This window comes from Streptomyces agglomeratus, assembly GCF_001746415.1.
Taxonomy (GTDB): domain Bacteria; phylum Actinomycetota; class Actinomycetes; order Streptomycetales; family Streptomycetaceae; genus Streptomyces; species Streptomyces agglomeratus.
In genome coordinates, this window is record NZ_MEHJ01000002.1 from 532,406 (window position 1) to 551,314 (window position 18,909).

Consider the following 18,909-nt stretch of genomic DNA (forward strand, 5'->3'; position numbering starts at 1 on the left):
TCAGGGCGCAGGGGTGCGCGTGGAGGGGGCGGTTGTACGGGTCGGCGCGGGGGCCGGGGCTCCGTCGAGGGCAGCGACTTCCCAACGGCCAGCGCGGGCCTTGAGGGTCAGCGCGTAGGTGAGCGGGACGCGGATCTCGTCGTGGTCGGTGGCGCGCAGCGCGACCAACAGCCGGAGCTTGGTGCCGTCGCCGGGAACCGCGGTGACGGCCTTGGAGCTGTTCTCGCCCTCGATGGCGAGCTGGTCGACAGCGATGCCGGTATAGGGGGCGGGCGCAATGGCGGTGAGCTTCGTGCCGGGGGCGAGGTAGCGGTCCAGCTCGCCGGCCCGGGTGAGGTAGGCGGTCAGAAACTCGGTGACCGCCTCGGTACGCGGGTCGCTGGGAAGGGCCGGCCGCATCGGCCCGTACGCCAACGGCGGGGCCTTGATCCGCTCGGGGGCGGCGACTTCGGCCGGCATGGACAGAGCCACGTAACCGGTCGCACCGCCGCCGACCGGTGCGGTGGCGACCGGAACCTGGAAGTACCGGACGGCTTCAGCAGCCACCGCCTTGGCATCGGTCTCGGCACCCTGGCGCTCATCGGGGGCGGAGGGCTCGGCGGTCGGGTTCTGATCGGTAACCCGGGCGGCCACCGTCACCGACCACAGGCCGGCCTCGCTCTGGCGCAGCCGGGCGATCGTCAGTTGCTCACCGGTACGCCGCCCCGGCTCTCCCTCGAGGCGCAGGCTGGTGGCGGCCGGGTAGTAGGCGGCGAGCTTGTCCTGGTCGCCCTCCCCCGCCGAGATGTAAGCGGCGACGAAGAGCTGCGCGAAGCCGGCCGCACCCTGAGCGCCGGCGGTGGCCGGTGCGGTCGACGCCGCTTGCGGTTTCGCTACCCCGGCGGAGGTGGGCACCGAGATGTACGCGACCACGCAGAGCAGCGGCCCCAGGACGAGCAGCGCCCACAACGCCCACCGGATCGCGGTGGAGGTGTTCGCCTGCGCGCCGGTCGACCAGCCGCCGACATACTGCGGCCCTTCGTCGATGACCCATTCCGGCTGCGCCTGGGCCGGTGCGGTCGCTGAGTCCTTGGCGGGGCGACGGGTCAGCACAGACTTCATGCCGCACCCCCCACGAAGAGGCGGTGACCGGCCAGCTCGGCAATCCGCTGGCGCAGTTCCGTCTCGGGGCGCTGCTGCAGAACCGCCAGCGACGCAAGAACGTCGTCGGCGTCGTCGGCCAGGAAGGCGCGCAGACGCTCATGGGTGCCGGTGTCGAAGGGGCGGTGCACCAGCGCGGCGCCCAACTGGATCAGCAGACGCTGGGCGCGGGTGACGCGCTCTTCGTCAGCATCCAGCGGCGCCTTCGAAGTGGCGGGCATGCGGTTCTCCTTCAGTGGGAGCGAGCGGACGATGGCCGGGGAAGAAGTCGGTGTCATGCCGCAGGCCTCGGCTGGAGTGAGGACTTGAGACGGGCCACGGCGCGCGAACGCCGACGCTGCCACGCGCCGGCTGTCGTGCCGGCACGTGAGGCTGCCTCGGCATCCGGGACGGGTGCGGCGGTGTAATGCCATGCGATGGCACGGCCGTCGGCGGGCGAGAGGGCCCCGGTGTCCATCGCGTCCAGGACCAGCTCGAGCAACTCCAGCCGGGCCCGGCTGGTCTCCGCCTCGCTCATGGCTCCGACGGGCTGCAGGCCTGCGGCGGTCGCGGCTGTGCGGATGGCCCAGGCCTCGGCCATCTCAGCCGGGCCAAGCTCGGTGTCGGCCAGGTCCTCAGCGAGGGCCAGACCTGCGCCGCGCTCTTCGCGGTCGGCGGCGAGCTCGGCGCAGACATGACGCAACGTGTCCAGAACGAGGTTCGCGGCAGGTCGGCCGGGACGTGTGTGGATGCGTCCGGAGCGCGCCACTTCGAAGAGAGCCGCGACGGTCATGTGGCCGACGTCGTCGAAGGAACGGCCGCCGAAGGGGCGGACCTGGCCGCGGGTCATCCGGACGGCGGCCGGGATCATCGCCTGGACGACGATGCGGGCGGCAAGGACGGCCGATCGGTCACGGCCGGCTGCGCGGCGCAGCACAGCGCGCAGGACGGCATCGGCCAGCGCGTCGGTCATGGCCCCATCGCGCGGACGGAGTGCGGCGAGTAGCTGGGCCGGGCCGAGGGTGCGCACCCAGGTGTCGGTCACGGCATCGGTCACGGCCGCGACGTCGTCGGCCAGCCGATCGGTCACCAGCCAGTCAGTCACCGCAGCCTGGACGGCGGCGTCGGCGCACAGGGCTGCCCACTCCACATCCAGGCGGTCAAAGATCCCGCCAGCGGTGCGGGCGGGGTGCAGTACGTCGAGCACGGCACGTCTCCTTTCGGATCTCGTGCCGTGAACTCTCCTCAGACCGGCTTGCCCGAAGGCTTGCCCAGCGCCCTAAAAGAGCACGTGGCAGGCTTGCCCACCTGCTGGGCAAGCCTCCGGTGACCGATTGGGCAAGCCTCCCCAGGTGCTGGGCAAGCCCCAGTGACCGGTCGATGCAACCCCGGGCAAGCCCCCCCCTTCCTAGGGGGCAAGCCTCAGCAAAGCGCCGCTGGAACCACGTACGAGGCAGCCATCAGTCATGACCGATACGCGGCGCACCGGTCATGACCGATGGCCGGTGAGGCCAGATCGGCCATCGGTTTCACGACCGACGAAATCGGTCACGGTACTGGTCGGCCACCAGCACCGGTCACGGCCCATCGGACACCCTGCAATCGGTCACGACCGTGGTGGGGACGTGAAAGTGGCCGATGACCATGCCCGGTCATCGGCCACTTGTGGAAGAGCGTCGGTCAGGTGCTGACCGACCGGAGGCGTGCGCGGCCCTGCTGCCGACGTTGCTCCTTGAGGTACTCGGCCGCAGCGTTCACGCGCCGCTGTCCGGTCTTCGGGGACAGCCCGAGCCGACGGGCGACTTCCGCGCCGGACAGCTTCCGCCCGGCGTCCTCGGCCTCGGCCAGCCACTCGGCGACCGTCACGATCTGTTGCTGAACGGGGTCCAGGTCCGGCTCGTGGGTCTGCTGCTCAGGCAGCCGCACGGTGGCCGCTCCGGCGTCGGTGACCGACGCTTCCCACGTGTCCGGCTCACTAACGGGAGTCTCAACAGTCCGTGCCGATGGGACGTCGAGCGCGGTCTGCTGCGGCACTCCCCCATCGGCCCGGTAGTCGTCTGCCGCCGAGGCGATGGGAACCGGCACCGGCTCGCGCACGTACGGCTCAGCCTCCGTCGGCTGCGCTACGCCGGTGTGCGGGGCGGGCGGCTCGAAGAATGGGTGCGGCTGCCGGGCGACCTGGCGGTCATCGGTCACCGGCACATCCCCTCGGTCACCTGCCGCCTCGGGTGTGACCGGGGTAGCCGGCCGGTCATCGGCCACGGACTCGACCGGCTCGGCCAGGCCGGTCTCAGGAAGGTCTTCCCATGCCGGCTCTGGCGGCTGGGTGTCCAGGATCGCGTCGTGGTCCACGTGGTCGGCCACCGCGACCTCGCCGGTCTGCGGAACTTGCTGCTGCTGTACCTGGGGCGGTAGCGCCCGGAGTTCATGCGGCTGCGGGTGTGCGTCAATCTCCGGCGCCGGGGGCAGCAGCACCGGCTCGAGGCCGGCCGCCGCCAGGCCCGCGGACCCGGTCTCCGCGAGCGGGACGCCGTACTTCGCAAGGCGCAGCGGCATCAGCGACTCGACGGGGGCCTTGCGGCGCCAGCCACGGCCGAAGCGGGCCTGGAGCCGCGCCTGATAGATCAGCCGGTCCTGCTCCAGCTTGATCACCTGCTCGTACGAGCGGAGCTCCCACAGCTTCATCCGCCGCCACAGCCTGAACGTCGGCAGCGGCGACAGCAGCCAGCGGGTCAGGCGCACGCCCTCCATGTGCTTGTCGGCCGTGATGTCGGCGATCCGGCCGACCGCGTGCCTGGCCGCCTCGACGGAGACGACGAACAGGACCGGGATGACGGCGTGCATGCCGACACCCAGCGGGTCCGGCCAGGACGCCGCGCCGTTGAAGGCGATCGTCGCGGCCGTCAGCAGCCACGCCGTCTGGCGCAGCAGCGGGAACGGGATCCGCATCCACGTCAGCAACAGATCCAGCGCCAGCAGGACGCAGATACCCGCGTCGATGCCGATCGGGAAGACCAGCGAGAAGTCCCCGAAGCCCTTCTCCTGGGCGAGCTCGCGCACGGCCGCGTACGAACCGGCGAAACCAATCGCGGCGATGACCACCGCTCCCGCGACGACGACACCGATCAATATCCGGTGCGTGCGCGTGAGGGGGACTGGTGAAGTGCCCGTGGTCATGCCCGCCCCTCCTGCATCTGGATCATCTTGTTCACACTCTCACGATGGGGCACCCGTGCCACTCGTTCGACGAAGTACATGCTGATCGTCAGCGAACAGGGGTCACTGGGTGGGGTGTCGGGCGGGCGGCGTGCAACAGCGCCTTGGGGGACGTGGCCGATGCTCAGCAGCATCGGCGTGGCCTCTCAGCAGTGCGGCGCGTTTTACCGCGTAAAAGTCGGAGGCCCTGCTGGGTCCTGAGGGGCCCAAAAACGCCCAGGCTTTTACGCGGTAAAAACCGCGCTGCGCTCAGAGGCTGTCGAGTAGCCCTTGGGCGATCTTCTGCACTGCGTCGGGTGGGCAGCGCTCCAGGATGGCAGCGGTGACGGCATCGGGGTTCGTCCAATCAACCGGAGCATCGAACCCATCAGATGTCTTCGACTCGACGCGAGGTTCCGGAACACTCTGCTGGACCGTTGCTGCTGCGCTCGCCGTGCTCCCGGGTGACGGCGCTTCGGCGGAGGTCTCTGCAGCGGTGGAGTTCTGCGATGCGTCCTTCTTCATCGCAGCAGCAGCCCGACCCCGTACTGGCTTCGGCTTCAGCGCCTGCTGAGCCTTCCGCTCTGCCATCTTGGCTTCGACGAAGGCCGCCTGCTCCTGACGGGGGAGAGTGCCAGCCTTACGCGCGATTGCGATAGGCACCTCCTTATCTGCGACACGCTGCTGGATCGGCTCCGGCAACTTGAGGAGCGCGCGCCGCGTGGAGATCCAGGAGTCGTTTACTGCTCCCCCGAGCACCGATACAACCGCGGCAGCGCTGCCGTGGAATGTCACCAGGGCTTCGATGGCCTCGGCTTCCTCGATCGGTGTCAGGTCCTTGCGGAAGTGGTTGGCGCTGAGGGCCGCAGCGAGAAGGTCCTCCCGGGTGCCTGCGGAGGAGTCGTCAACCGTGATGCGTAGGTCGATGCCTGCCTGTCGTGCTGCCCTGAGTCGGCAGTGACCGTCGATGACGACGTACTCGTGGTGGGCGGGGACAGCGTCCTTGTGCTCGGGGTGGGCAACAAGGAAGGCGAGTCGAGTCATGACGGTAGCCGTCTGGACTTGCCCGACTTCCCGCATATTCCGAGCCAGGCTGTTCAGGTACTCCTCGTCGAACTCCCGCCTGGGGTTGTCCGGGTTTTCTGCCACGAGGTCAGGCGAAACGCTGGCCGGCGGAGCGCCGACTACGGAGTCGATGATCTGTCCACGAGCGCTACGGGGCGCTCGGGCGGAGCCGAATGCCGCGCTAGGCCCGGTGCGTTCGGCCGCAGTCTTACGACGGTCGGGGCTCAAGAGATCTCCTTCACGATCTGGCGCATGACGCGCGACTGGGCGCAGGAAGGGTCGTAGGCGAGCAATGGCCGTCGTGCGCGTGCGGCTTCGCGCTGCTCCTTGCGCCGAGGGATGACTCCTATGACGCGTGGTTCTCCAAGTGCGTACCACTCGTTGAGAGAACTGGTGACGACGTGTCCGTCGCGGGCGTCATAGAGGTTGACCACGAGGCCGAGGTAGGTCGTGGTGATGCGCCAGTCGAGCATGCCGTCGTCGATCTGCTCGACGAGCATGGAGTAGGCGTCGGCGGACGAGTCCTCTGCCTGTACCACGATTAGGATCCCGGACTGTCCTTCTCGCTCGCCGTCCCGCTCACGGCCGTAGTAGATCGCGGCGTCCATCGCCATGCCCAGGCTCGGTGGGCAGTCGATGATGATGACGTCGTAGTGCGCCTCAAGAGGTTCGAGGGCGTGCTCGAGTCTGGCTTGCCGGTTACGGGCAGCCGAGATCATCACGTCAAGCAGAAAGGCGTCCTGACAGGAGGGCAGGAGGTCGAGCCGGCCACCGAAGCGCTCATCGTCCACGGGGACGATGAGGTCATGGATGTCGCCAGTGACCTGGCGTGACATGAACTTCGCAAGGCTGGGACCATTCGCGGGGAGCTGCTTGACGCCAAGCTGCTTCGTCAAGTGGCCCTGCGGGTCGTAGTCCACGAGCAAGACCCGAAGCTGCGGTGCCTCGTACTCATGGTCTGCCTCGAGCGCCGCGGGTGCTCCGGTTTCGGAATCCTTGCCCACCAGGAGCGCGGCGACCCGAGCGAGTTCTGCGTCACCAGGGAAGGCGCCGCCCGCGAGTCGCGCGAGCTCAGTGTCCTCAGCAAAGGCGCCTCCCAAGCCGGCCGTGACTGCGGTCTTTCCCACGCCCCCCTTCTGGTTGCAGACGATGAGGCGGCGGGTGGCTCGTTCGAGAGGCTGATGGCGGGGCGAGGGGTGTGCGCTCAGCCAGAGGGTGACGGCCTGGGCCAGTCCTTGGACGTAGGGCACCCCTCTGTCGCTGCACTCCGACTTGAACTGCGAGATGCTCGCTTCCGTGAGCCAGGTTGCGAACGGTGGTGCTCCGGCGGTGTCAACCTGTGGAACCTCCCCATGCGGGGCGGTCTTCCACTCGCTCATCGCGTCCGCCACCGCGTCTTGGATGTCCACACGGAGTTCGGCCGCGCGAATCTTTAGATTGGCTTTCAGGGACGCTGGCAGCTTGAAGGTAACCTTCTGCCTGTCCTTTTGGTCATCTGAGGGCAACATGGGGAGAGCTTACTTACCTTGACCTGGTTCGCGGAAGTTGACGCGCCGCTGTACGCCCCCCTGAGGGCCTGCGGCAGCTCCAGCCACCCCTTCATGCCTGAGGTTCCCCCGAGATGCGGCGGGTGGTGACAGCTGGTCAGATGGGTCTCATGAGAGGACCTTTGACCATGGCTGCCCCGAGGAAATATCCGCTGGAGTTGCGGGAGCGTGCGGTGCGGATGTATCGCACGACCGAGCCGAGGCCGGTGATCAAGCGGCTGGCCGTCGAGCTGGGTGTGCATCCCGAGGCCCTGCGCGGCTGGATCCGCCAGGCCGAGGCCGACGCTGGTGAGAGCGATGACCGGCTGACCACCGCCGAACGTGAGGAGCTCGCGGCCCTGCGCAAGGAGAACGCGCAGCTCAAGCGGGCGAATGAAGTCCTGCGGACGGCGTCGGCTTTTTTCGCCGCGCAGCTCGACCCGACCCGGCCCAGGTGACGGCGCTCCTCGACGAGCACCCGCATCTGGGGGTCGAGCCGGTCCTGCGGGAACTGCACATCGCTTCGTCCACCTACTACCGCTGGCGCCGGCAAGAGCAGGAGCCGTGCGAGCGGCGGCGCCGTGACGCGGAGCTGACCGAGCAGATCCAGCGGATCCACGCCGATTCCGGCGGCATCTACGGTTCCCCACGCGTGCATGCCGTCCTGAGGCGCGAGGGTGTCCACGTGGGCCGCAAGCGGGTCGAGCGATTGATGCGCGAGGCCGATCTCGCGGGCGTCAGCCCCCGTCGTAAGGGTTTCACCCGCCGGGATCCGAAGGCCACCCTCGCCCCGGACCTGGTGAACAGAGACTTCACCGCGCCCGGTCCGAACCGGCTGTGGGTCACCGACCTCACCATGATCCCCACCGGCGAAGGGCCGCTGTGGCTCTCCGCGATCCGGGACGCCTTCTCCCGCCGGGTGGTGGCCTGGGAGACCTCCGGTTGTGCGGACGCCGACCTGGTCCTGTCCTCGCTGGAGTACGCCCTGGCCAGCCGCGAGGTCGAGCCCGGCAAGCTGGTTCATCATGCGGATCACGGCTGTCAGTACACATCGATCAAGCTGACAACTCGACTGCTGCGGGCAGGAATTGAGGCGTCCATGGGGTCCGTCGGGGACTCGTACGACAACGCTCTGGCCGAGAATCTATGGATGCTGGTCAAGACCGAGTGCGTCCGCGGCCGCGTCTTCGCGACCAGGGCTGAGGCGAACCTGGCCCTCTTCGAGTACATCGACGGCTTCTATAACAGCCGGCGCATCCAGCAACGGCTCGGCTACCTCAGCCCCATCGAGTTCGAGGAGAAGCACTACACCGACCAGGCGACGGCCGAACAAGCGAACCTGGAACCCCGTCACCCCGCCCTGACCAGCTGATCAGCACCTCCCGCACAACGGGGGAACCTCATGCCGGCCGTCGCGAGATCGGCCGCGTGAACCCCTGTTCTGAGGGTCACTTTTCTGGTGACTTGGGAAGTATTGGCTCGTCACATGCCCGGTGTCCCGTCTCACCGAAGGTTGGTCAGTCTCACCGAATCTTGACCACTCGGCCGTTTGTCTCATCGAACTTTGACCGCCGCAGGTCAAGGGCAGTGGCCCCCGGGCCAGGCAGGTGCTGACAGCGACGAGGCTGGCCATACGCAGCTGGGCAGCGAGCTCGAAGGTCAAGGTTCGGCTCCGACGGGATTCATCATCACGCAGGCGATGCCATAGGCCCGCTCATGGAGTTCAGTCTCCGAGCCAGGTCAGGACCGGCCCGACCGAGTCAGTGGGAATCCGTTGCGTCGTCCTCGGCCGGGCCGGGGGCTGCCGTGCTGTCGGCGGCCTGGCCGGCGGCTCGTTCAGCGCGGAGTTCTTCGGCGACGTCGTAGGCCCGGCCGGGGTCGTAGACGGTGACCGAAGTGCCAGGGCTGTACATCGCGCTCGTCCGGGGCGTGTACCGATAGATTTCGACGCCGCGCTGGGCGGCTATGCCGTCGACCTCGCCGACGGGTACCCGCCACAGCTGGGCGGTGTGGGACGGGGTCCACCACTCGTCCGGACGCAGGGAGTCTCGCTGGACCTCCGTCTGACGCTCCACCGGCACCTGGGCCTGGCCGAGTTGCTCGGTCAACCAGCCGGTCAGCTCCTGTGCGTCGACCCGGGAGAGCGGTGCGAACGGCGCCGGTTCGCACTCCACCGTCTCACTGCGGGTATGAAACACCACCTTGATCGACCGTCGCTGCCCCAGCCTGAGTCGCTCGATGACGACGACTCGCCGCAGATCAGCCATCGCCGTGGTCGACGAACGCAGAAAGCGGGCGATCACGAACTGGGCCGGAGTTCCCAGGGGGCGGAGCTCGACCCACCGCACGGTCAGGGAGACCGTGGCGAACAGCATGGCCGCGGCGAGCACGACCACCGCGACGACCGTGAGCGTCAGTAGGACCCAGAAAATGCCCCAGATGAGTGCGTTCCCCCAGACCACGGCGGGCACCAGAGCGGCCAGCAGAAGCGGGGCTGCGACCACCGGCGGGACCATGATGCTCCCGCCGAGCGCGGTAGCCAGCTCGCGGCCCCTGCTGCGCACGAACATCAGCTGCCATCCGGCTGTCACGGGTAACACAACTTCCGAAAGCGAGGCGGGACGCCGAGTTTCCATGACGCAAAGGTAGGGCCCTGCGGAGAAGTGCGTAAGGCCGCAGCGAGCCGTACCTTCTCGAGGTGGAAACCGCAGACGACAGTGCGTCGTCCGGCCACGCAGCGCCTGCCTGGCCCGGGGGCCATCTGCCCTTGACCTGCGGCGGTCAAAGTTCGATGAGACAAACAGCCGAGTGGTCAAGGTTCGGTGAGACTGACCAACCTTCGGTGAGACGGGACACCCGGGCCGACTTCACCAGGACCCGGACCTGAGGAGGACTGACCCGGCGGCCGACAGCGGGAGGATCGCCGGGTAACTTCCGAGACCACCGCGCCCGCGCGACAGATTGACCGCCCAGGATCCGTCGATGAGCGTACAAGCGATATCCGCACGGTATGTGGAGCCGGTCGGTCCCGCTGTGTTCTTGATCAGCTGGTGTAGCGGTGCCGGGCCGTCGGTCACTTCCAACGGAAGAAGAGCTGCTCACCAGGCCCGGCGCCCAGGCCGATCGGACGCCCTGTCAGGACGAATCCCACATCTGTGGTCTCACCTGGCTTGAGCACGGTGAACCCGTGGCGCGCGTAGTACGGGCCCAGAGCGCGTTCGATCTCGAACCCGCCGTACAGCAGCATGAAATCGAGTTGCCAATACACCTGGGTGCAGCGCTTCAGCAGCGCCCCGCCCACACCGCGGCCGCGCGCTTCTTCTGCCACCGCAAGCCCTTTGATCTTGACGTACTTCAGCATCGCCAGCAGGGAGTGTTGTTCGTAGCCCGCTTCCCGGACGGTCTGCACCACCGTGCCAGGTGGTAGAGCCAGGAGCGCACCCACAAGCGTGCCATCCCTGTCTTCAGCGACCAGCGGAAGAGACAGGGCCAGAGCACCGTCCTGGAGCCGCCCGCTACCAGCTGCGCGCAGCAAGGGCTCGGTCAACACCCGATCACCCCCCATCAGCCCGTCCAGCAGCCACTCGCCGCACTGGCCTGCCGCCACTCCGTCGACGTGCGCGTGCTCGATCTCCTCAGTGGCCAGGGTCAGCAACTCACCGAAGCGGACACTGTCTTCAGGACGGGCGAGCCGAACGCGTGTCCCGTCCGGCCCGGCTAAGCCGTCCATTAAGCGCTGTCTGGTGAGCCGGACGCTGGGGGAGGGGGAAGGGCGCTTCCTTCGCTGCTTTACCTTCTTCGCCATCCCAGGGGGCTACCCGCACCGCTCCGCCAACACGCCACGAGCAACGGCTCACTCCCTCGGCGAGGGCGACCGCCCTCGCTGCTCACGACCATCGCATTCCGAGGGCCGGCGTAGACCGGACGTTCCTGTACCGGCACCGCGACCTCATCGCCCTGGTCAACGCCGCGGAAATCGAACCCGCCGCCACCGACGTGGCAGGCTCCTCCCCGGTGAGCCGGGCCTCCCTGCAGGTCGACCTCGCCAACGCTCAGGCCCGCAACACGCGCCTGGCCGCCCGCGTCCAGCAACTGGAGGGACCCGCTGTCCGAGTCCATGGGCGAACAGGCGTGGCGGGCATCCGGCCTCGGTAGCCCCGGCCGACGTGGAAGAACTCCAAAGGACGTTGACGTCCTCCCCCAGCTAAAGCAGGGGGGATTCCCCTTCTCAGGGGTTTCGGCCGGTTGCCCGGCTTACAGGTTCCTGCTTCACAGACCGGCTGACGCCGAGGTCTCCACAGGCTGAAACGGCCTGCCCGGCCGCTTTGACGTTGCGTGCCGCGTTCACGTCGGCATGCGCGGTGTATCCGCAGCCTGCGGATTTGCACACGAAGACCGATTGGCTCTCTCGGTTTCCTTCGGTGACAAAGCCGCAGGCGGAGCACCGCTGCGACGTGTACGCGGGGTTGACCTTCACCAGACGTGCTCCGGTATAGCGGGCGGCGTTGGCCAGGGCGAGTTCGAGGCGGTGCCAGCCCTTGTCGAGGATGGTCCGGTTCAGGCCCCGTTTCTGGGAGACGTTCACACCCGGCTCGGTGAGCGTGCCGGAAGCCGACGCCGTCATGTTGCGGGTCTTGAGGTCTTCGAGGACCACGAGCGCGTTCTTCGCCGTGATCTGGTTCGCGACCTGGGCACAGAAATCGCCGCGCCGGTCGGTGATACGGCCCATGATCTGGTTCATCGCCGCAACGGCCTTGCGCCGGTTCGCGGAGCCCTTCTTCGTATGGGCGAGCCGCTGCTGAAGACGCCGGTACCGGGTCTTCTCCCCTTCGGTGACGAACGCCCGGTCGTGGAAGTCGCCATCGCTAGTGGTGGCCGCGACGACTACGCCACGGTCGATCCCGACCACCGTATCCGGCATGGCGTGCTGCTCGGGTGTCGTCTCCTCGGTCGAGACCAGGAAAGACACGAACCAATGCCTGCCCTTGCGGGACACGGTGGCCGACTTGACTTCACCGCCCAGGGGCCTAGACCAGCGGAAGGTCACCCACCCCAGCTTGGGCAGCTTCGCCCGCCCCCACTTACGCCCCAGCCGCTCCACGATGATGAGGTTCCCCGCAGGAAACCGGAACGAGGGAGACCAGCGGGCCTTGGACCGCCACCGCACCTTGAACGTGCCGTGGTCCCGGCACGCCTTGTCCAGATCCTTGAGCGTCTGCTGAAGGATGTGCGACGGCGCGGCCTTCAACCACTCGTGCTCGGTCTTGGCGTCGGCGAGTTCCGCAGCCTGCGGGACGTAGTTCATCCACCCGCCACGCCGCCGGTACTGGCGACGCTGGTCGAGACCGGTGTTCCACACCGACCGGCAGATATTGCCGTACTCCTCGGACAACTCAGCTTGGGCTTCGGTCAGTTGAAGCCGGTACCTGCGGCCTGTCAGCATGCGGAACACCCCCTCTCAGCTGATGTGATCACCCTACCGGCCACCACTGACAACGAAAGCGAACTCCGCCGCTACGCGGCTCCGGCCCAAGGATGGGCTAACCCCCAGCTAAAGCAGGGGGTCTGCGCCCAAGAAAGGGGATCACCAGACTGGAAAGCAGGTTGTCGAACTCGCGGGCCGCCTCGAAGACAGCCAGGCCGCCCTGGAGGCGGCCCGCGGCGCGAATCGCGAGCTGACACGGGCCCTCAACCAGGCCGGCCGGGGAGGATCGGGGGCCTCGTAGCGGCGCGTTGTCGGTACCGACGGGCATACTGCCCCCACAGCGGCCGGAACCGTGGGGGAGAGAGCGTGCAGGATCAGGCGCCCGGATCGAGGCGAGGCCGTGCGTGGAGTGACACGGAGGACATGCAGCTTGTCGAAGGTGTGCGCGAAGGGCTGGCTCTGCCCGAGCTTGCTGAGCGGCACGGCCGTACGACGGGCGGCATCCACGCGCGTCTGGACCAGTTCGTTCCGCAGTCCGACCCGGTCGTCTACGATCCGCTGAAGTGGCTGAGAGCCCAGCTGGCCGTAGATCCCAACTTCGCCTGGCAGAGCGTGCGCGACGAGCGGCGCCGCCGTGAGCAGCGCGAGCGCCATCGGCGCGCCGCTTCTGAGCCGGTGCAAGGCGCAGCGGCGGCTGAGACAGTCGGGGTACTGACCGACTGGGAGCAGGTGACTGGTTCATGTGCTGCGCCCCGAGCGCCGCGAGGTTTTCCTTGCCCGGCAGGTGGTGCACGACCTGGCGGCCACGGCGATGGAGGTGCGGCAGGCAGCGGCCCGTCGGTTATGGCAGGACGGCGAACATCTGCTGCTGGACGACTGGCTGCTCGAGTGCGTCTGCCCGGGCGCCGTGGCCCTGACGGCCGACTGGTCCCTCATCGCCGAACGCGATGCCGACACGGTGCTGGTGTTGGGGGAAATTGTGGCTGCGGCCGTGGGCGAGATGCCCGCTGAGCGGGACCAGGAGGTTCTCTCCCGCCGCCTGGGCCTTTACGACCAGCCGGCCCAGACCCTGGAGAAGGTGGCCGAGGCCCTCGGCATCTCGCGGGAGCGGGTTCGGCAACTGCAGACGAGGGCCATCCGCCGCCTGGCGAACACCGCTGTTCCGGCTGTTCGAAAGCTTCGACAGATACTGGCCGAACTGAGCTGCGTGGAGCGCGTGCCGCCCGAGGCGGGGCCCTCGTCTGCGGAGCGGCTACTCGACCTGTCGGACGTGCTGCTGCCCTCGGTAGCGCCTCGACAAGCCATCCCTCTGCTGGCCCGGCTGGCCGGCGCCGACAAAGTCCGCGCGGACAACCTGGCCGCGGAGGCGTCGACGATACGCATCCTGCGTCACGAGACGGCTCGTCGCGAAGCGGTGCGACAGAGACGTATCGAACGCGCCACCCGACGCTGGACGGCGCTGGCCGGCGAAATCAACTGGTTCGGGGCCCCCGAACCGGCCCCGATGCGGACAGAATTGGACACCCTCCGGGAGGAGGAGGGCATAGACCGAGGACGCTTCGGGGTGTGGCACTGCCCGAAGCGGGTGATCCAACTGCTCAGCTTCGCCCCGCAGATCGCGTACTACCAGGAGCAGCCCCTGGCCATCAGTTACCAGTTCGCCGGGCAACAACGCACCTACTACCCGGACATCCTGGCGGCGACCGAGGACGGCCGTTGCATCCTCATCGAGGTCAAACCGGTCTACGAAATGGCGATGGCCGTCAACGTCGCCAAGTACCAAGCCGTCGAGGAGTTCTGCCGAAGCCGGGGCTGGGGCCTCGTGGCCACGGACGGCAACCGCACCCGCAGGCTCCTTGAGCATCGCACGGTCGACCCACAGCTGGAGAACGCTCTGACCGCGGCCCTCGACGCACAGGGAGAGCTCACCTGGCCGCAGGTTCGGGCCGCAGCCAGCTCGCTTCCCATGGACACGTTGGGCCTCGGTTCCTTGATCCTCAAGCACGGCTGGGTGTGGCACTGCCGCCCTTATCGGCTCCGCCTGGCCCCGCTGCCAGACTGCCTCGGTACCCCGTCAGAGCCGATCGTGCCCACACCTGAGTACCTCCCGTCGAGGGCCGTACCCGAGGCCACCGCCACGTGCATAGCCCTTCCCTCCCCGGAAGAAATAGAGGCCGCCCGCACTCCCGCGGGTGGCTGGCCCCGGCAGCAACTCGCCACCTGGGGCATCCCCTGGCCCCCGCCCAAGGGCTGGAAGCAGCAACTCATCGCCCGATGGAAGGCCGCGCAACCGGAGAAGCCAGGCTCCTAACCTGCAGATACGCCCCGAACTCGACGAACGGGTTCTTCAGCCACTGGGGCCGCCGCATCGGGAGAGCCGATGCCCGTCGGCAAGATGGAGAAGGGCGCGGCTTTTGAGGTTGGATGGCCCGATGGAACACATCGAGGCTGGGCTGTTGCCCGACATGGCTGACTCACGGACCGCCGCACTCGCTCGCCCGGTACGGGGAGTGAAGGTGTATTCCCGCCAGACGCTCGGCGCCTGCTGGCCGACGTATGGCAGGGCGGAGTTGGACTTCGAGCCGGTTCCCGAAGGGACGGTGTCGTCGTGCGAGTTTGCCTGTGCGGCGCTGCCGGAACCGGATGCTGAGCTCGAAGAAGCCCTCGTCCAGGGTGTAATGCGAGAGCTGGCCGGTGAGGACAGCAGCCCGGAAGCACGCCGGGACAACTCAGTGGGCGCCCGGGTCATTGTGCGAGCCCTGTCGTGGCACCCTGTCGATTCCCACCCAGCCGTATTCGTCCGGCTGGGTGCCCTCGCAGTGCGGGAAGCACTCCAGTGTGTGGCAGAGGACCGCGAACCGCGGGAGATCGTGACACGGGTCAGCCTGCTTTGATGGCCGTACTCACCTGCACCCACTGTACGAGCGCCATGACTGTGGTGCTCACGGGCCAACTCGAACCCGACCACAACTCGGTGCGAGTCACCCGAATAGAGCACCCCGTGCGCATTCAAAGCGGGTGAGATCGCCTGTGCGGCGCTCTGGCGGCCAACCAGGAGGTCCGACGTCGCGCCATACCGGCGACTTGGAGATCGGCCGCCTACGCCGCCTTTCCGTGCGTCGCTTTTTGGCGGGATATGCGATTTAACCGATTCCGCCCACGCGACCACTCGGGCGGGAGCGGCTTCCTTCGTCAGGGCGGCCGAGCAGAGCGTCGGCTTTTGCCGACAGTGCGCGGCTGCGCCCAGTCGATTTCGGGGTGGGCTGCGGGCAGAGCGTCGATGTCGGCGGCGCGGAACATGGGCACGTCGACTGCCCCGGCCCGCGACGTGCCGAACCGCACCTCACGCCATTCGCTCGGCGTCACCCAAGACAGGCGCAGCATGTGGTCGAAAGGGCTTCTAGCGCAGCCAGAGGTAGGGAGCGAAGAAGAGCAGTACGCCGAGCACCGCATAGCCGGAGAGCGCGAGCGCCAACCGCCGGTTCGCACGACGGCGATCGCGGTCCAGGTCTCCCCGGATCTTCGCGCGCAGCAAACCCTCAACGCGGGCCATCAAGTCGTCGCCCAGGTATGTCACGTCCGGCGCCCCAAAGTAACCAGGAGGAATCCGACCGGCCCGCACACCGGCTAGGTCGTCGAACCCTGGTGCCCATCACTCACCCAGGCGACCAACCACTTGCGGAACTTGGCGTCGAGACCGTTAAGCCCACTCACCAGTTCTTTCAGATCATCCGCATCAAGCGGGCTTTGCTCGATGTCTCCTGAGCGGCGGAAGCGGCCTGTCGACAGGGACTGTTCTCCATCGGGGTCTGCACTGGCTGACCAGTAGCCGTGGACGTACCCGTTCCGTCGCCTGAACAGGGCTTCGCTTTCCGACAGGAGAGCAGACAAGTCAACCCCAGCATCACTCGACAACCGGGGATTCGCCGCGATGACGCGCCTGATGGTCTCGGCTGCCCGGCTGGCACTATCACCAGCCACGAGCTGCATTGCGTAAGGGCTCTCGACCAGATTGAGGGCAATGGCCTGGAGCATCAACTCCACGTTGGCCGCCGTGCGAACCATCATCCCGAGCAGCACGTACAGATCCTTGTTGCGCTGCTGCCTGTCTGGAGTCGATTCCCAGAGCTTCGGCTTCTCGTCGTTCGTCATGGTCCGGAGTCTGGCACGCGAGGCCGGCGCTTCTCCGCTACTGCACCCCGGCTGCCGAACGCGGGCTGCTGCAAGCACGACAGCGGGCCGCACAGATCTGTGCGGCCCGCTGTGGCTCTGCTCCGGTTGGGCTCTGGCTTACGAGGTCCCCTTCGACTCCGGGGAGGATGAGGCGGTGCGCTGGCGGCCCAGTTCAGGTCGTGAACGGGCGCTTCGACTGGCTCGCGCGGAGGGGTGCGGGCGATGCGCAGGCTGGCACGCGGCCGGGCCAGGGTGTGGGTCAGGGCGACGACAACCTGGCGCGCCGCGCCGCCGCGCGCCCAAGAGCCGGTGAAGCGCACTTGGTTCTCGGCCCAGTTGCCCAGGCGCCGCCAGGGGCGGATACGGCCGAGTAGATAGCCGAGCGCGAAGGCTAGGGCTGCCGCGACGGTTGCGGCGGTCGCGACGTCGCCCATCATGACCAGCGCATCCCGAGGGCCGACAGCTCCTCCACCCGCTCCGGTGCCAGCTTTGCGGCCTTGACGCGCTGCTGGCTGACCCAGGCGCCCAGCCGTACGGCCTCGCCGTGGATGTGCTCGGAGTGGCTGCGCGGCACCTCCAGGTGTCCTTCGCGCTCGCGGTACTGCCGTGCGGCAGCCAGGTTCTGGGCCCACATCTCGGCGCGGGTCCGCTTGGCCGGTGCCGCGGTGATGCCGAGCATGCTGGTGAGCATCCACTGCTGGGTCGCGGTGAGCTTGGCGAAGCCGGCGTGCTGGGCGGCGGCCCACTTGCCCAGGTCCTCGCCGTCCGCGATGGCCACACCGGCCTTGTCGGGCAAAGTGCCGCCCGCCTTCGTGTGCAGCCAGGCGAGCCGGAAGCACCGCTGCCAGTCGATGCTCCACGTCGGGCACCAGCCGGGGTCGATGTCCTCCAGTGCCTGCCGACGCTCGTCGGTCAGGGGAGCGGCGCCGCCCTCCGGCTCGGGCAGACCTTCGGCGCGGCAGCGTTCGAGCTCGGCGGCCCGGCGCGCGGCTGCCCGCTGGTTCTTCAGCCAGCGCCCTACCGGGTACGCGCCGACGACCGCATCCACAGGTGCGGCCAGACCGACCTGGTGCTCCTCGGCCCAGGCGGCGGCCGCGCTCAGGCCCTCTTCGAAGCTGGCGTCGAAGTGCGACCAGACCATGCCGAGGGACTGGAGCTGGGCGGCGCGGTCGGCGTCCAGGCGGCCGGCGTTGTAGTGCCGGCGGCAGTCGGTGACCCACACACCCAGCGGGAAGTCGGACGGGGACCAGTCGACCGGGGTGCGGTAGCTGTAGGGCACGCGCAGGTCCTGGTGCTCCTGGGCGTAGCGCTGGGCGGCATGGATGCCGCGTCGCCAGTGCACCCGCTCGGGGTTGAGCACGCGCAGCTCGATGAACGCGGCCAGCTGGCGTGCGTCGCGCGGCGCGGAGAACCGCAGCAGGTCCTTGGCGGGGCGGCTGACGGTCGGTGTCTCGTCGCCGTCGGCGCCCTGGTCCAGGTCCTCGTCGAAGTCGGCGGTCTCGTCGCGGGGCTCGGGAACGCGGGTGCGGGAGTTACCCGGGTCGGTGAGCTTCTCGATGCGGGCATCGTGTGCACGCAGCGCGGCGAGCAGCTTGGCCAGGCCGTTGTACGCGGGGGAGGTGAGCATGGCGTCAGGCTTCTCGCCGGGGGCGAGGAATGCCGGCACCACGAGGGTGGCGATCTTCCCTTCGCCGGGGTGCATGCGCAGCGCGCGGCCAACGGCCTGGACCAGGTCTGGCATCGAGCCGCGGACGTCCGCGAAGACCACGGCGTCGCATTCGCGGGTGTCGACGCCCTCTCCGCCAACGGGACACGCAAAGCGAAAGGCAGCAGAGCTGGACCTCAAGACCGCCGCCCCACAAGCCCTGCAGGCCCACAGCCGACTCGAGCCGCTCAGGAAGAAAGTAGAGGAGAACCGCTCCAAGCTCGATGCCGACGATGACGCCCGCACGAGACTTCACATGGACATCAACGCCGGACAGCGAGCCAACGCCAAGTTGCGGATGACGCTACGCAGCCGCCTGTCCGACGTCGTAGCCGGAACCGACCTGCTGCCCGTCTGGTTCGCCACCGCTCTTGGCCCGCTCCCTCCAGCGCGCAACGCAGATGCATGGATCGAAGCGGCGACAGATTTCCTCGCCTATCGGATCACCTATCAGGTGACCGACAAGGTGGTTGCCCTCGGCACCGCCCCTTCGAAGAGCGCTGAGCCCATTCGCCGAACCTGGCACAAAGAACTCACAGAGGAGCTCAAGCGCTGGGCATAGTGCGGTCCGCCTGCCTCAAGCACCAGCGCGGCGCGTCGGCTGCTGACCGACGCACTCCGCGAGTGGCCGATGACCGGGCATGGCCATCGGCCACTCGCGTGTCCACCCCGTCGGTCATGACCGACTGCGGGGTAACCGA

Annotated in this window: 17 protein-coding genes; 5 read left to right on the plus strand and 12 right to left on the minus strand. The window is 68.1% G+C overall.

The annotated features are described in order from the left end of the window. The 6 genes from AS594_RS39090 to AS594_RS39115 form a co-directional block, all read right to left on the minus strand. Positions 1 to 1,101, minus strand: a complete 1,101-nt coding sequence (locus AS594_RS39090) for a conjugal transfer protein (RefSeq protein ID WP_069936175.1) — start codon at positions 1,099 to 1,101, stop codon at positions 1 to 3. Further along, positions 1,098 to 1,361 carry a hypothetical protein gene (locus AS594_RS39095; RefSeq protein WP_069936176.1) on the minus strand — a complete coding sequence of 88 codons (264 nt, stop codon included), beginning with the start codon at positions 1,359 to 1,361 and terminating at the stop codon, positions 1,098 to 1,100. Before AS594_RS39095 ends, AS594_RS39090 begins: the two co-directional genes overlap by 4 nt. 53 nt (positions 1,362 to 1,414) lie before the next feature. Next, positions 1,415 to 2,326 (minus strand): hypothetical protein, encoded by a 912-nt coding sequence (locus AS594_RS39100; protein WP_069936177.1) that lies wholly within the window; start codon positions 2,324 to 2,326, stop codon positions 1,415 to 1,417. 473 nt (positions 2,327 to 2,799) lie between these two features. Continuing rightward, complete coding sequence (locus tag AS594_RS39105; protein ID WP_069936178.1) at positions 2,800 to 4,296, minus strand: DUF2637 domain-containing protein; 1,497 nt, start codon at positions 4,294 to 4,296, stop codon at positions 2,800 to 2,802. A 288-nt stretch (positions 4,297 to 4,584) separates the two neighbouring features. Next, positions 4,585 to 5,607 carry a ParB/RepB/Spo0J family partition protein gene (locus AS594_RS39110; protein WP_069936179.1) on the minus strand — a complete coding sequence of 341 codons (1,023 nt, stop codon included), beginning with the start codon at positions 5,605 to 5,607 and terminating at the stop codon, positions 4,585 to 4,587. Then, positions 5,604 to 6,887 carry a ParA family protein gene (locus tag AS594_RS39115; protein WP_069936180.1) on the minus strand — a complete coding sequence of 428 codons (1,284 nt, stop codon included), beginning with the start codon at positions 6,885 to 6,887 and terminating at the stop codon, positions 5,604 to 5,606. The genes AS594_RS39110 and AS594_RS39115 overlap by 4 nt, the downstream gene beginning before the upstream one ends. A 167-nt stretch (positions 6,888 to 7,054) precedes the next feature. On the opposite strand from AS594_RS39115, the gene AS594_RS39120 reads away from it, so the two are divergent. Continuing rightward, positions 7,055 to 7,363 carry a transposase gene (locus tag AS594_RS39120; protein ID WP_069774646.1) on the plus strand — a complete coding sequence of 103 codons (309 nt, stop codon included), beginning with the start codon at positions 7,055 to 7,057 and terminating at the stop codon, positions 7,361 to 7,363. After that, positions 7,360 to 8,277: an IS3 family transposase gene (locus AS594_RS39125; RefSeq protein WP_069931936.1), complete on the plus strand. Its 918-nt coding sequence runs from the start codon at positions 7,360 to 7,362 to the stop codon at positions 8,275 to 8,277. The genes AS594_RS39120 and AS594_RS39125 overlap by 4 nt, the downstream gene beginning before the upstream one ends. 388 nt (positions 8,278 to 8,665) lie before the next feature. On the opposite strand, the gene AS594_RS39130 is transcribed toward AS594_RS39125, so the two are convergent. From AS594_RS39130 to AS594_RS39140, 3 genes are all read right to left on the minus strand, one after another. Beyond that, a complete protein-coding gene (locus tag AS594_RS39130; protein ID WP_141747250.1) occupies positions 8,666 to 9,496 on the minus strand; it encodes a hypothetical protein in 831 nt (276 codons plus the stop codon). Between the two features lie 482 nt (positions 9,497 to 9,978). Then, the gene (locus tag AS594_RS39135) at positions 9,979 to 10,710 is read right to left on the minus strand and encodes a GNAT family N-acetyltransferase (protein WP_069936182.1); all 732 of its coding nucleotides are present in this window, start codon (positions 10,708 to 10,710) and stop codon (positions 9,979 to 9,981) included. Between the two features lie 423 nt (positions 10,711 to 11,133). Next, a complete protein-coding gene (locus AS594_RS39140; RefSeq protein WP_069936318.1) occupies positions 11,134 to 12,348 on the minus strand; it encodes an RNA-guided endonuclease InsQ/TnpB family protein in 1,215 nt (404 codons plus the stop codon). A gap of 724 nt (positions 12,349 to 13,072) precedes the next feature. On the opposite strand from AS594_RS39140, the gene AS594_RS39145 reads away from it, so the two are divergent. Both AS594_RS39145 and AS594_RS39150 read left to right on the plus strand, forming a co-directional pair. After that, positions 13,073 to 14,641, plus strand: a complete 1,569-nt coding sequence (locus tag AS594_RS39145) for a TnsA endonuclease N-terminal domain-containing protein (RefSeq protein ID WP_069936183.1) — start codon at positions 13,073 to 13,075, stop codon at positions 14,639 to 14,641. Between the two features lie 121 nt (positions 14,642 to 14,762). Further along, a complete protein-coding gene (locus tag AS594_RS39150; protein ID WP_069936184.1) occupies positions 14,763 to 15,224 on the plus strand; it encodes a hypothetical protein in 462 nt (153 codons plus the stop codon). 506 nt (positions 15,225 to 15,730) lie between these two features. Here the strand turns inward: AS594_RS39150 and AS594_RS45235 are convergent. The 3 genes from AS594_RS45235 to AS594_RS39160 all read right to left on the minus strand — a co-directional run bounded on the left by AS594_RS45235 (position 15,731) and on the right by AS594_RS39160 (position 18,244). Further along, complete coding sequence (locus tag AS594_RS45235) at positions 15,731 to 15,907, minus strand: hypothetical protein (RefSeq protein ID WP_167368170.1); 177 nt, start codon at positions 15,905 to 15,907, stop codon at positions 15,731 to 15,733. Between the two features lie 50 nt (positions 15,908 to 15,957). After that, entirely contained in the window at positions 15,958 to 16,482 is a 525-nt protein-coding gene (locus tag AS594_RS39155) for a hypothetical protein (protein WP_069936185.1), read from the minus strand. 454 nt (positions 16,483 to 16,936) lie between these two features. Then, on the minus strand, positions 16,937 to 18,244 hold the full coding sequence (locus AS594_RS39160) for a helicase associated domain-containing protein (protein ID WP_107393293.1): 1,308 nt from the start codon (positions 18,242 to 18,244) through the stop codon (positions 16,937 to 16,939). Positions 18,245 to 18,287: 43 nt separating this feature from the next. On the opposite strand from AS594_RS39160, the gene AS594_RS47050 reads away from it, so the two are divergent. Then, on the plus strand, positions 18,288 to 18,770 hold the full coding sequence (locus tag AS594_RS47050; protein ID WP_240509387.1) for a hypothetical protein: 483 nt from the start codon (positions 18,288 to 18,290) through the stop codon (positions 18,768 to 18,770). Positions 18,771 to 18,909: the final 139 nt, after the last annotated feature.

Excerpts from the sequence above, each read along its gene's own strand:
- AS594_RS39160 (WP_107393293.1), bottom strand. The coding sequence starts at position 18,244 with ATGCCAGACCTGGTCCAGGCCGTTGGCCGCGCGCTGCGCATGCACCCC.
- AS594_RS39150 (WP_069936184.1), top strand. The coding sequence starts at position 14,763 with ATGGAACACATCGAGGCTGGGCTGTTGCCCGACATGGCTGACTCACGG.
- AS594_RS39115 (WP_069936180.1), bottom strand. The coding sequence starts at position 6,887 with ATGTTGCCCTCAGATGACCAAAAGGACAGGCAGAAGGTTACCTTCAAG.
- AS594_RS39155 (WP_069936185.1), bottom strand. The coding sequence starts at position 16,482 with ATGACGAACGACGAGAAGCCGAAGCTCTGGGAATCGACTCCAGACAGG.
- AS594_RS39105 (WP_069936178.1), bottom strand. The coding sequence starts at position 4,296 with ATGACCACGGGCACTTCACCAGTCCCCCTCACGCGCACGCACCGGATA.
- AS594_RS39090 (WP_069936175.1), bottom strand. The coding sequence starts at position 1,101 with ATGAAGTCTGTGCTGACCCGTCGCCCCGCCAAGGACTCAGCGACCGCA.
- AS594_RS39120 (WP_069774646.1), top strand. The coding sequence starts at position 7,055 with ATGGCTGCCCCGAGGAAATATCCGCTGGAGTTGCGGGAGCGTGCGGTG.
- AS594_RS39140 (WP_069936318.1), bottom strand. The coding sequence starts at position 12,348 with ATGCTGACAGGCCGCAGGTACCGGCTTCAACTGACCGAAGCCCAAGCT.
- AS594_RS39135 (WP_069936182.1), bottom strand. The coding sequence starts at position 10,710 with ATGGCGAAGAAGGTAAAGCAGCGAAGGAAGCGCCCTTCCCCCTCCCCC.
- AS594_RS39095 (WP_069936176.1), bottom strand. The coding sequence starts at position 1,361 with ATGCCCGCCACTTCGAAGGCGCCGCTGGATGCTGACGAAGAGCGCGTC.